The following is a 10782-nucleotide window of genomic DNA, read 5'->3' as shown; positions in this document are numbered from 1 at the left end:
GCGCTAGCGTCCGGCCGCGCCGCGCGCCCCGCCGGCGCCTCCGCACCCGCCCTGCGCCCGCCCGCGCGGACGGCGGCGAGCACGGCGGCGAGCGCGGCCGACAGCCCCGTGACGACAGCCGAGCGATCGTCGGGGGCGAAGAAGGGCGAGTGGTTGCCCGCCGGCACGGCGCCGTCGGCGAAGAGCTCGGCGTCGAACGCGCCGAAGCCCCAGAAGACGCCGGGCACGCCGATCGCGTCGGCGAGCCAGCCGGCGTCCTCCGATCCCATCCCGAGCGGGGCGACCGAGACGGACTCCTCGCCCAGCGCCGCCGCGAAGACGCGCGTCAGCCGCTCGGTGTGCGCGGCGTCGTTGACGAGGCGGGGGAAGGAGTTCAGCTCCTCGATGTCGGGCTCCGGCGCACGGGAGGCCGCGGCCTCGGCGGACACGATGCGGCGGATGGCGGCGAGCACGACGGCGCGCACGTCCTCGTCGGGGGTACGGACGTTGACCGTGAACTCCGCGCGGTCGGGGATGATGTTCTCCTTCAACCCGGCATGGAACGTGCCGACCGTGACGACGGCCGGAGTCGAGGGCGCGAGCTCGCGCGAGACGATCGTCTGCAGCCGCATCACGATCGAGGCCGCGAGCACGATGGGATCGATCGACCGCTCGGGCTGCGATCCGTGCGCCTGCTCGCCGTGCACCGTGATGCGCCACGAGTCGGCGAGACTCGCCATCGCCCCCGAGCGCAGCATCACGGTGCCCGCGGGCGCCGGCATGACGTGCTGCGCCAGCACGAGCTCGGGGCGCGGGGCGCGCTCCCACAGGTCGTCCGCGATCATCGCCTTCGCGCCCGCCGCCGTCTCCTCCGCCGGCTGGAAGAGGAGGACGAGGGTGCCCCGCCAGATCGCGGGGCGCTCGACCAGCACGCGCGCCACGCCGAGCAGCGCGGCGATGTGCGTGTCGTGTCCGCAGCCGTGCATGACGGGCACCGTGTCGCCGTTCGACAGCACGCCGGTGTCCGTGCTCGCGTAGGGCAGGCCCGTCTCCTCCGCGATGGGCAGGCCGTCGGTGTCGGCGCGGAACGCGATGACCGGCCCCTCGCCGTTCGAGAGCACCCCGACGACACCCGTGCCGCCGGAGCGGAAGGAGGCGATCCCGAGCTCCGCGAGGCGCTCCTCGATGAGGGCTGCGGTCGCGTGCTCCTGCGACGACAGCTCGGGATGGGCGTGCAGATGCCGGTACAGCGCGAGCTGCTCGGCGACGAGCTCCTCGCTCACGGACAGACCCGGGAGCAGGGCGACCTCCGCCGCGGTCATCGGGCCGCGTCCTCGTCCGCGCTGGCCGTGCCGCCCGCGCTGGTCGCGCCGCCCGCGCCCGTCCGGTCGCGCAGCACCCAGGCGAGGACGATCGTGACGACGACGGCGATCGCCGTGCCGAAGTACGTCGTCGCCGGAACCGCCGGGACGAGCACGTACACGACGAGGCACGCCACGACGGCGGCGATGACGGTCGTGCGGACCGCCTTCATCGAGACGATCACCTGCAGCAGCACGGCTCCGAAGATCGCCGGCAGGATGTAGAGCCGGGCGACGGCGATGAGCTCGGTCGGCAGGATGGAGACGAGCCACGTGCCGAGCGCTCCGACGAGGGCGATGAGCGTGACGATGTGGACGAGCACGGCACCGATGATGGCGGACCCCGCGATGAGCTCGGCTCGGCGGGTGCCCGGCTTCTCGCCCAGGTTGGCCTGCGCGACGATCGCCGCGGGGAGCAGCTTGTTGCTGATGTTGCCGATCATGAACGCCTGGTACATCGCCGAGCGCCCGAGGATCGGGTAGTACGAGATCGGCTCGATCACGGCGACGATCGCGAAGGTGGCGAGCACGGCGCCGACGGCCGTCCACAGCTCGGCGCCCTGGATCCCCAGGCCCGACCAGAAGACGACGTAGAGGGCGGCGAAGAGCGAGATCAGCAGGCCGAGGCCCATCGTGACGGGGCCCCACACCGCCGTCGTCCGGTCGAAGGCGCGGAGTCCGTCCGCGCGGGTGTGCGTCGAGGTCATGAGGATTCCTTGTCTTCCGGTCCGGTTCAGGCCAGGGGTCCCGACGCCGCGAAGGCGGCGGCGAGCGCGACGGCGATCGAGATGCCCAGGCCCCACTCGCGCAGCCACGGCCGGCGCAGGACGTGCGCGAGGAGCAGGCACAGGCCCATGACGGCTGCCGATGTCAGCAGGGTGATGACGTGCACGGGCGACTTGAGCGTCTCCTGCAGCGTCAGGGTCACGAACGCGCCGAGCAGCGCTGCGCCAGGGACGACGGTCATGATCGCCGGGTTGACGCGGCGCAGCGTGACGTCTCCGCGCGAGAGGATCGGCGTGAGGACGAGGGTCGTCAGCATCCACACGAGCCCGCCGATCGTCATCGCGGCGAAGCCGATGGCGAACACCTTCTGGGTGTATCCGACGCCGCCGAGCTCGGCGCCCTGCGTGCCCGCTGCGATGCCGGCCGCGGCGACGTCGAACGCGGCGGATCCGACCAGCCCGATCCGTGTGAGCACGGCAGGCGTGCCGAACAGCGGCAGCAGGGAGATCGCGACGAGGGCGACGGCGAGCGACGGGCCGATCGCGGCGACGGCGCCCGTGCGCACGGCCGAGCTCACCTGCGCGTGCGTGAGCTCGGCCGAGTGCGCGGCGCGGCGGATGGCCCGCAGGTACACGGCCGACTGCACGATGATGACGAGGAAGACACCGGCGGCGCACGCCCACAGCACGGGGCCGAGCGCGATGGCGCCGATATCGGTCGAAGTCGGGTCTACGGCGATGACTCTCATGGGCAGGCTCCTGCGGGTCGATTGACGCAAAGTGACGCAGTCGGATGCTCATGGTTCCGTAGTTTGCATCCTGTGCCCTTCCAGGGTCCAGAATCCTCATTCCCAGCATGTTTCGGGCGTGTCAAGATTCTGTCGCCGGGCGCGCCCCTCGCACGCGCACGCGCCCCGCGGAGCCGGTCCGCGGGGCGCGTGCGACGCCGTCAGTGGTCGACGGCCTTCTCCGCTCCGTAGCCCGTGAGCGAGCGCACCTCCATCTCGGCGGCGAGCCGCCTGTCCTCGGTCCGTGTGCTCGTGAGCGAGCCGATCCATCCGAGCAGGAAGCCGACCGGGATCGAGACGATGCCCGGGTTGCTCAGCGGCCAGACGGCGAAGTCGACCGAGGGGAAGACGCTCGTCTCCGTCCCCGAGAAGACGGGCGAGAGCACGATGAGCACGAGCGCCGTGGCGAGCCCGCCGTACATGCTCCACACGGCGCCCCGCGTCGTGAACCCCCGCCAGAACAGCGAGTACAGGATGGTGGGCAGGTTCGCCGACGCGGCGACCGCGAAGGCGAGCGCTACGAGGAAGGCGACGTTCTGCCCCTGCACGCCGATCCCTCCGACGATGGCGAGCGCGCCGATCACGAGCACGGTGATCCGCGCCACCCGCACCTCGCCGTCGCCCTCGACCTTGCCCCGCTTGATGACGTTCGCGTAGATGTCGTGCGCGAACGACGTCGCGGCCGTGATGGTGAGGCCCGCGACGACCGCGAGGATGGTCGCGAACGCGACGGCCGAGATGAAGCCCATCAGCACGGGGCCGCCGAGCGCCTGAGCGAGAAGCGGGGCGGCGGAGTTCACACCACCCGGCGCGGCCGCGATCGTCTCGGCGCCGACGAGCGCTCCCGCGCCGTACCCCAGCACGAGGGTGAGCAGATAGAACAGCCCGATCAGCCAGATCGCCCACACGACAGACCGTCGCGCCTCCTTCGCCGTCGGCACGGTGTAGAAGCGCATGAGCACATGCGGGAGACCCGCCGTGCCGAGCACGAGCGCCATGCCGAGCGAGAGGAAGTCGAGCGGCTTGGCGCCGTACTGCAGCCCGGGCGCGAGGATGGCCTCCCCCGCCGCGGAGTTCGCGACGGCGGCGCCCAGCAGCCCGTCGAAGTCGAACCCGTGCTGCGCGAGCACCCAGATCGCCATCGCGATGGCCCCGCCGATGAGGAGGAAAGCCTTGACGATCTGCACCCACGTCGTCCCCTTCATCCCGCCGATGAGCACGTAGACGACCATGAGGACGCCGACGACGGCGATGACGACCGACTGCCCCAGTTCGTCCGTGACCCCCAAGAGGAGCGACACGAGCCCTCCGGCTCCCGCCATCTGCGCCAGCAGGTAGAAGAAGCACACGGCGAGGGTCGTGAGCGCAGCGGCCATCCGGACGGGGCGCTGGCGCAGTCGGAAGGAGAGCACGTCGGCCATCGTGAACTTGCCCGTGTTGCGCATGAGCTCGGCGACGAGCAGGAGGGCGACGAGCCAGGCGACGAGGAAGCCGATGGAATAGAGGAAGCCGTCGTAGCCGTTGAGGGCGATCGCCCCGACGATGCCGAGGAAGGATGCCGCGGAGAGGTAGTCGCCCGCGATCGCGAATCCGTTCTGCGGCCCGCTGAAAGACCGGCCGCCCGCATAGAAATCGGCCGCTGATCTGTTGTTGCGCGACGCCCGGATGACGATGAACAGCGTGACGGCGACGAACGCGCCGAAGACGCCGATGTTGAGAATCGGGTTGCTGTCGTTCACGCGATCGGCTCCTGCTTCTCGAGATCAGCCCGGATCTCCGCCGAAAGGGGGTCGAGACGACGGTTCGCGAAGGCGACATATCCCATCGTGATCGCGAATGTCGTGACGAACTGGCCGAGCCCGAGAAGGAGGCCGACCGTGATGTGCCCGCCGACGCGTTGACCCATGAGATCCGGGAAGAATCCGGCCAGCACGACGTACAGGAAGTACCAGAGCAGGAAGAACACGGCGAGCGGGAAGACGAAACTCCGCTGCGTGCGCTTGAGCGTCTGGAATCGCGGGGACTCCTCCACCGCGACGTAGTCGATCGACGTCGCGGGCGCGCCGTCTCGGAATGGTTCGCTCATAGGGCCTCCTTGCCGCAGATGAGGTCGGCGGCGCATCGTCGCGACGCCGGATCCGGCCGGAGGCCGGGTGATATCTTCGACGCTACGGAAGACGACGCAGCGGTCGTCACCCCCGAAAGTAGGTATCCGGAGTGACCTCGACGATCGAGTCCGTCCGCGACCCGCAGCGCCTCGTGGCGGGGGCGGTCGCCGAACTCGCCCGCCGGACGCGCTTCCCCGTCGCGTTCGGAGGACTGCTCGAAGACGGCCGGGTCGCGATGACGGCGTTCCACGGCGCACGCACCCGCGCGCTGGACGGCCTCGCGGTGCAGCCCGAGCGCGGTCTCGGCGGACGGGCGATCGCCGAGCTCAGACCCCGCATGGCCGGCGACTACCGCACGGCCGAGCAGATCACGCACGACTACGACCGGTACATCCTCGGCGAGGGCATCGGCACCCTGCTCGCCGTCCCCGTCGTCGTCGACGGCACGGCACGCGGCGTGCTGTACGGGGGCGCGTGGGGACGCTGGAGCGTAGGCGGGGTCGCGGCGGCGCCGGCCGTCCAGGTCGCCGACGCGCTCGCGGCGCAGCTGCGCGCCCTCCGGTCGGCGCCCGCCGAGGTCGATCCCCCCGCGCCGACAGCTGCCATCCCCGCCGCCCAGCGGGAGCAGCTCAGGGAGAGCTACGCCGAGCTCCGCCGCATCGCCGCGGACGTGGACGACGCTGCACTGCGCGCGCGACTGGAGGAGGTCGAACGGCGCCTGGCGAGCATTGCGGGCGAGGCGTCCGCCCACGTCGCGACGGACGACGGCGCCCCCGTGCACCTGTCGCCGCGCGAGATCGACGTCCTCGCGTGCGCGGGACTCGGCGCCACGAATGCCGGAATCGCCGCGCAGCTGGGGCTTCGGGAGGCGACCGTCAAGGCGTATCTCGGCAGCGCGATGTCGAAACTCGACGCCGCGACGAGATGGGCGGCCGTGGCGAAAGCACGGCGCCGGGGAATTCTTCCGTGAAACACCGCAATTCCCTTTCCGAATGACGACGACGGTGCGATAGATTCATGCCATGGCACGAAAGATCATCCACCAGCTCGTCGACGATCTCGACGACACGCTCCTCGAGCCCGGCGAAGGCGAGACGGTTCTCTTCTCGCTCGACGGCAAGAGCTACGAGATCGACCTGAAGAACGAGAATGCGGCGGAATTGCGTGCCGCGCTCGAGACGTACATCTCGGCCGCGCGCCGTGTCGGATCGACGCAGACCGCGTCGAATTCGGGGCGATCGCCGCGACGCCGCTCGGGGCACACCGATTTCGGGCCGATCCGCGCATGGGCCAAGGAGAACGGCTACGCCGTCTCCGAGCGCGGCCGCATCCCCGCGACCATCCTCGAGGCGTACGAAGCGGCCCACTGACCAGGGGCCTCGACGACGGCGCCCGTTCCACGGAGCACATGTGCATCCCGTGTGAATGGGCGCCGTTTCGCGTTCCCGGGGTTGCATCGGGAGCCGGATCTCGGAATCGTGGCTGGCCCGACGGAAGGAGAGCACCGTGCTCACATTGACCGAGAACGCCCAGACCGCCGTCCGCTCGATCGTCGATCAGACGCCCGACCCCGCCACGGCGGGGCTGCGCATCGCCGGCACGAGCGCATCGTCCGAGGGCTACACCCTCACGCTGGCGCCGGAGCCGCAGACCGCCGACGCGGTCGTGGAGAGCGGCGAGGCCCGCGTCTTCCTGCCGGCGGACGCGGCCGCCGAGCTCGACGACAAGATCCTAGACGCGCAGGTGACGCCGGACGGCGTCCGCTTCGCCCTCGCGGTCCAGGCCTGACGCCTCGCGGATCGGCCCCGCCCGGTGATCCGGGCGGGGCCGATCCGTGCGCGACGACCGATAGGCTTGTCGTCGAGCCCCCGTAGCTCAGTGGATAGAGCGTCGGTTTCCTAAACCGTGCGTCGCTGGTTCGAGTCCAGTCGGGGGCACCGCACCATCACGCTGCGAGCGCGAGGTAGGGCTCCCACCGCGGGTCGCCCCGCTCGGAGCCGCGCACCGCCCAGGACCCGCCGCGCGGGGCGCCGAGGGCGAACCGCAGCGACCATCCCATCTCCTGCGGCGTGCGGTCGCTCTTGACGTTGTTGCACGTCAGGCAGCAGGCGACGAGGTTCTCCCAGCTGTCCGCTCCCCCGCGCGAACGTGGCAGCACGTGGTCGATCGTCGTGGCGGATGCTCCGCAGTACCCGCACCGGAACCCGTCCCTGCGCAGCACGCCCCGCCGCGTCACCGGCGTGCGGCGCGTGGACGGCACCCGCACGTACCGGGTCAGGATGATGACGGCCGGGCGGTCGTAGGACGATCTCGTCCCCCACACGGGTTCTCCCTCCACGTGCTCGATGACGGTCGCCTTGTCGTTCATGACGAGCACGAGGGCCCGTTTGAACGAGACGATGGCGAGAGGCTCGTATCCCGCGTTCAGCACGAGAGTTCGCATGTGCAGTCCCTTCGATACGACCCGGACGGCTTCCGGGCATTCGAACCGGCGCCGCGTCGAGGGGCGGGAGACGCACCCGGGGACGAGAAAGGGCACCGTCCTTCAGGACGGCGCCCTTCTCCGGCCGCAGCGATGCCGCGGCCCCCGTGCACGCGATGCCGGAGGACATGACGACCCAGGGCATCCATGGTGCGGATGCGCGGTATCCGGTCCATCGGCTTCCTCCCGCCCGGTCTCGGCGACACGGTCAGGCTAGCGCACGCCGGGCGTGTCGCGGGCGAACCGGGGGTGAACGCACGGCGAGCGTCGGCACCGGACGACGACGAGGGGCCCGGCGCGTCGGCGCCGGGCCCCTCGTCGAAGCGGGTCCGCTCAGATCGGCAGATAGCTCAGCGGATCGACGATGGCCCCGTTCACGCGGTACTCGATGTGCAGGTGGTTCGCCGTCGAGCGGCCCGTCGAGCCGACGTACCCGATGATCGTTCCGGCCTCCACCGTCTGCCCGACCTCGACCTGCCGGGTGCCGTACGTCATGTGCCCGTAGAGCGTCGTGGTGCCGTCGCCGTGATCGATGGCGACCGTGACGCCCCAGCCGCCGAGCGACTCCTGGGAGGTGATGACGGTGCCGGACTTCACGGCGTAGATGGGCGTCATGGCCGGTGCGACCATGTCGGCGCCCTCGTGGCCCGAGCCGACCGAGCGGCTCACGTAGTAGGTGCCGGCCGGAAGCGGGCAGATCCCGCCGTCGGTCACGACCGGGGGATCGTAGGTCTGCGCCTCGGCGGGGGTCGAGCCGCCGCCCTCCGACTGCTGGGCGGCGATCTGCTCCGCCTGCTCGCGCGCGCGCTCCGCCGCCTCGGCTGCGGCGGCGGCCGCCGCGGCCTCCGCCTTCGCCGTCGCGATCTCCTCCGGCGTGGTCGCCGAGTACGCCGAGCCGGCGAGCGGCGCGGTCTCGATCGACGCGTCGGCCGCGATCGACTGCGCCTCGCTCTCGGCGGCGTCCTGCATCGACACCGTCTCGGCTTCGGGCTGGGTCGCCGCGTACGCGGGGATGGCGACGCCCGCCAGCAGCGCGAGCACGGCGGCGAGGGTGCCGGCCGTGCGGAGCGGCCTGATCTTCGTCCGGCCCGCGCGTCGGGCGGCGCGCTCCATGCGGCGGACGTCCGCGCGGGCCATCGTGGCTGCGGGGCGGATGGTGTGGACGGCGGTCTCTGCGGACGTCTGGCCGGCGTCGGGGGCGCCTGCGGACGGTGCGTTCTCGGCCAAGTGTTCTCCTCCGTCGCCTCGCGCCAGGGAGCGCCGGCTCGTCAGAACTGGTCGGGGCACAGTCTCACGCCGTCGGGACGACGAGCCGGAGAGGCGATTCCCGATGGAGCGCCCGCGAGCTTCGCCGCGGGTATCGCACCACGGTAACGGAAGATAACGAAAAAGTCACGCTCCCGCGGGAGAGCGCTCTCACGTTCTCAGGCGACGAGGAAGATGTGCGACGCGATCTCCACCGGGAGCTCGAGAGCGTCCGCGGCGCCGTGGATCTGCACGAGCACGTACCCCTCGCTGTAGCGGAAGTCGCCCTGCGCCCCGGGGACGACGCCCGCGTCGCGCAGCTGCTGCAGCAGCTCGGGGTCGACCTGCGCCGACTCGGCGAGACGTCGCACCGTCCCCGAGATCGGACCGCCCTGCTCGTCGAGACGGCGGACGAGGCTCACGACCCCCTCCTCGACGCGTTCCACCGGGACCTCCCCGAGCTGCTCGAGCCCGGGGATGGGGTTTCCGTACGGCGACTCGGTCGGATAGCCGAGCAGCTCGACGAGACGGCGCTCGACCTGCTCGCTCATGACATGCTCCCACCGGCAGGCCTCGTCGTGCACGTACGCCCAGTCGAGTCCGATGACGTCGGACAGCAGGCGCTCGGCGAGCCTGTGCTTGCGCATCACCTCGACGGCCTTGCCGCGCCCGTCCTCGGTCAGCTGCAGCCGGCGGTCCTCGGCGACGACGACGAGCCCGTCGCGCTCCATGCGCGCGATGGTCTGCGAGACGGTCGGCCCCGAATGGCCGAGGCGCTCCGAGATGCGCGCGCGCAGGGGGATGATCTCCTCTTCCTCGAGGTCGAGGATGGTGCGGAGGTACATCTCCGTGGTGTCGATCAAGTCGGTCATCGGATCCTCCGGGTCGGCCTGAGGCAATCCTAACGGGGCGGGGCCCGCAGGCGGCTCGCCGTAGGATGACCTCATGACCCTCACGATCCCCGCCGACCTCCTGCCCGCAGACGGACGGTTCGGCTGCGGCCCCTCGAAGGTGCGCCCGGAGCAGGTCGCCGCCCTCGCCGGCGCGGGTGCGGAGCTGCTCGGGACGTCGCATCGCCAGGCGCCCGTGAAGAACCTCGTCGGCAGCGTTCGGGAGCGCCTCGGACAGCTGCTGCGGCTCCCCGACGGCTACGAGATCGTCACCGGAAACGGCGGTTCGACCGCCTTCTGGGATGCCGCGGCCTTCGGGCTCATCGAACGCCGCAGCCAGAACCTCACGTTCGGCGAGTTCGGCGGGAAGTTCGCCAAGGCGGCGGCGGCACCGTGGCTCGAGGCCCCCGACGTCCGCTCCGCGGACCCGGGATCGCTCGCGCAGGCCGCTCCCGTCGACGGGGTCGACGTGTACGCATGGCCGCACAACGAGACGTCCACGGGTGTCGCAGCCCCCGTCCGCCGCGTGACGGGCGACGACGGCGCTCTCACGGTGATCGATGCGACGAGCGCCGCTGGCGGCATCGACTTCGACGTCGCGGAGACCGACGTCTACTACTTCGCGCCGCAGAAGAACCTCGGGTCGGACGGCGGCCTGTGGTTCGCGGCGATGTCGCCGGCCGCGATCGAGCGCATCGAGCGCCTGCACGCGTCCGACCGCTACATCCCGGAGTTCCTCAGCCTGTGGAACGCCGTCGACAACTCGCGCAAGAACCAGACGCTCAACACCCCGGCCGTCGCGACGCTCCACCTGCTCGACAGCCAGCTCGGCTGGATCCTCGACAACGGTGGCCTCGCCTGGGCGGGAGCGCGGACCGCGGAATCGTCGCAGGTGCTCTACACGTGGGCGGAGGCCTCGGATGTCGCGACGCCGTTCGTCGCGGACCCCGCGCACCGCTCGCCCGTCGTCGTGACGATCGACTTCGACGCATCCGTCGACGCCGCCGCGGTGGCGAAGACGCTTCGCGCCAACGGCGTCGTCGACACGGAGCCCTACCGCAAGCTCGGACGCAACCAGCTCCGCGTCGCGACCTTCGTCTCCATCGATCCCGACGACGTCCGCCAGCTCACGCGCGCCGTCGACTACGTGCTCGCCCACAGCTGACCCCTGCGAACGCAGAGAGCCCCGGCCGACGGCCGGGGC

12 protein-coding genes and 1 tRNA gene are annotated in these 10782 nt (G+C 71.2%); 5 read left to right on the top strand and 8 right to left on the bottom strand.

The window, feature by feature from the left end; genetic code table 11:
* The 5 genes from ACWGPF_RS16995 to ACWGPF_RS16975 all read right to left on the bottom strand — a co-directional run.
* Nucleotides 1-1301 (bottom strand): amidohydrolase (locus ACWGPF_RS16995; RefSeq protein WP_452333912.1); only part of this gene is annotated, 1301 nt, incomplete at its 3' end.
* A complete protein-coding gene (locus tag ACWGPF_RS16990; RefSeq protein ID WP_452333911.1) occupies nucleotides 1298-2047 on the bottom strand; it encodes a hypothetical protein in 750 nt (249 codons plus the stop codon). The genes ACWGPF_RS16990 and ACWGPF_RS16995, both read right to left, overlap by 4 nt.
* A gap of 26 nt (nucleotides 2048-2073) precedes the next feature.
* Entirely contained in the window at nucleotides 2074-2814 is a 741-nt protein-coding gene (locus tag ACWGPF_RS16985) for a DUF5058 family protein (protein WP_452333910.1), read from the bottom strand.
* A gap of 200 nt (nucleotides 2815-3014) precedes the next feature.
* Nucleotides 3015-4592 (bottom strand): solute symporter family protein, encoded by a 1578-nt coding sequence (locus tag ACWGPF_RS16980; protein WP_452333909.1) that lies wholly within the window; start codon nucleotides 4590-4592, stop codon nucleotides 3015-3017.
* Entirely contained in the window at nucleotides 4589-4939 is a 351-nt protein-coding gene (locus tag ACWGPF_RS16975) for a DUF485 domain-containing protein (protein WP_452333908.1), read from the bottom strand. Before ACWGPF_RS16975 ends, ACWGPF_RS16980 begins: the two co-directional genes overlap by 4 nt.
* Nucleotides 4940-5070: 131 nt before the next feature.
* Between ACWGPF_RS16975 and ACWGPF_RS16970 the strand changes: the two genes are divergently transcribed.
* From ACWGPF_RS16970 to ACWGPF_RS16955, 4 genes are all read left to right on the top strand, one after another.
* Complete coding sequence (locus tag ACWGPF_RS16970) at nucleotides 5071-5931, top strand: LuxR C-terminal-related transcriptional regulator (protein WP_452333907.1); 861 nt, start codon at nucleotides 5071-5073, stop codon at nucleotides 5929-5931.
* A gap of 52 nt (nucleotides 5932-5983) precedes the next feature.
* The gene (locus tag ACWGPF_RS16965; RefSeq protein ID WP_452333906.1) at nucleotides 5984-6331 is read left to right on the top strand and encodes a histone-like nucleoid-structuring protein Lsr2; all 348 of its coding nucleotides are present in this window, start codon (nucleotides 5984-5986) and stop codon (nucleotides 6329-6331) included.
* Between the two features lie 136 nt (nucleotides 6332-6467).
* Nucleotides 6468-6749 carry a Fe-S cluster assembly protein HesB gene (locus ACWGPF_RS16960; RefSeq protein ID WP_345440753.1) on the top strand — a complete coding sequence of 94 codons (282 nt, stop codon included), beginning with the start codon at nucleotides 6468-6470 and terminating at the stop codon, nucleotides 6747-6749.
* Between the two features lie 76 nt (nucleotides 6750-6825).
* A tRNA-Arg gene (locus ACWGPF_RS16955) sits at nucleotides 6826-6898 on the top strand.
* Between the two features lie 8 nt (nucleotides 6899-6906).
* On the opposite strand, the gene ACWGPF_RS16950 is transcribed toward ACWGPF_RS16955, so the two are convergent.
* From ACWGPF_RS16950 to ACWGPF_RS16940, 3 genes are all read right to left on the bottom strand, one after another.
* Nucleotides 6907-7404 (bottom strand): HNH endonuclease, encoded by a 498-nt coding sequence (locus ACWGPF_RS16950; RefSeq protein WP_345440750.1) that lies wholly within the window; start codon nucleotides 7402-7404, stop codon nucleotides 6907-6909.
* Between the two features lie 372 nt (nucleotides 7405-7776).
* A complete protein-coding gene (locus ACWGPF_RS16945; protein WP_452333905.1) occupies nucleotides 7777-8670 on the bottom strand; it encodes a M23 family metallopeptidase in 894 nt (297 codons plus the stop codon).
* 197 nt (nucleotides 8671-8867) lie between these two features.
* Nucleotides 8868-9560 (bottom strand): metal-dependent transcriptional regulator, encoded by a 693-nt coding sequence (locus tag ACWGPF_RS16940; protein WP_345440746.1) that lies wholly within the window; start codon nucleotides 9558-9560, stop codon nucleotides 8868-8870.
* A gap of 73 nt (nucleotides 9561-9633) precedes the next feature.
* On the opposite strand from ACWGPF_RS16940, the gene serC reads away from it, so the two are divergent.
* Nucleotides 9634-10743, top strand: coding sequence for a phosphoserine transaminase (gene serC / locus ACWGPF_RS16935; RefSeq protein ID WP_452333904.1), 1110 nt, complete (start codon nucleotides 9634-9636; stop codon nucleotides 10741-10743).
* The last annotated feature ends 39 nt before the right edge of the window (nucleotides 10744-10782 follow it).

Source organism: Microbacterium sp. NPDC055683, from assembly GCF_053617895.1.
Note: the sequence above shows the minus strand (reverse complement) of the source record. Positions and strands in the feature narration are given on the sequence as shown.

Bases quoted from the DNA above. Each gene is read 5' to 3' on its own strand.
- ACWGPF_RS16990 (WP_452333911.1), bottom strand. From the start codon at position 2,047: ATGACCTCGACGCACACCCGCGCGGACGGACTCCGCGCCTTCGACCGG.
- ACWGPF_RS16985 (WP_452333910.1), bottom strand. From the start codon at position 2,814: ATGAGAGTCATCGCCGTAGACCCGACTTCGACCGATATCGGCGCCATC.
- ACWGPF_RS16975 (WP_452333908.1), bottom strand. From the start codon at position 4,939: ATGAGCGAACCATTCCGAGACGGCGCGCCCGCGACGTCGATCGACTAC.
- ACWGPF_RS16965 (WP_452333906.1), top strand. From the start codon at position 5,984: ATGGCACGAAAGATCATCCACCAGCTCGTCGACGATCTCGACGACACG.
- ACWGPF_RS16950 (WP_345440750.1), bottom strand. From the start codon at position 7,404: ATGCGAACTCTCGTGCTGAACGCGGGATACGAGCCTCTCGCCATCGTC.
- ACWGPF_RS16940 (WP_345440746.1), bottom strand. From the start codon at position 9,560: ATGACCGACTTGATCGACACCACGGAGATGTACCTCCGCACCATCCTC.
- serC (WP_452333904.1), top strand. From the start codon at position 9,634: ATGACCCTCACGATCCCCGCCGACCTCCTGCCCGCAGACGGACGGTTC.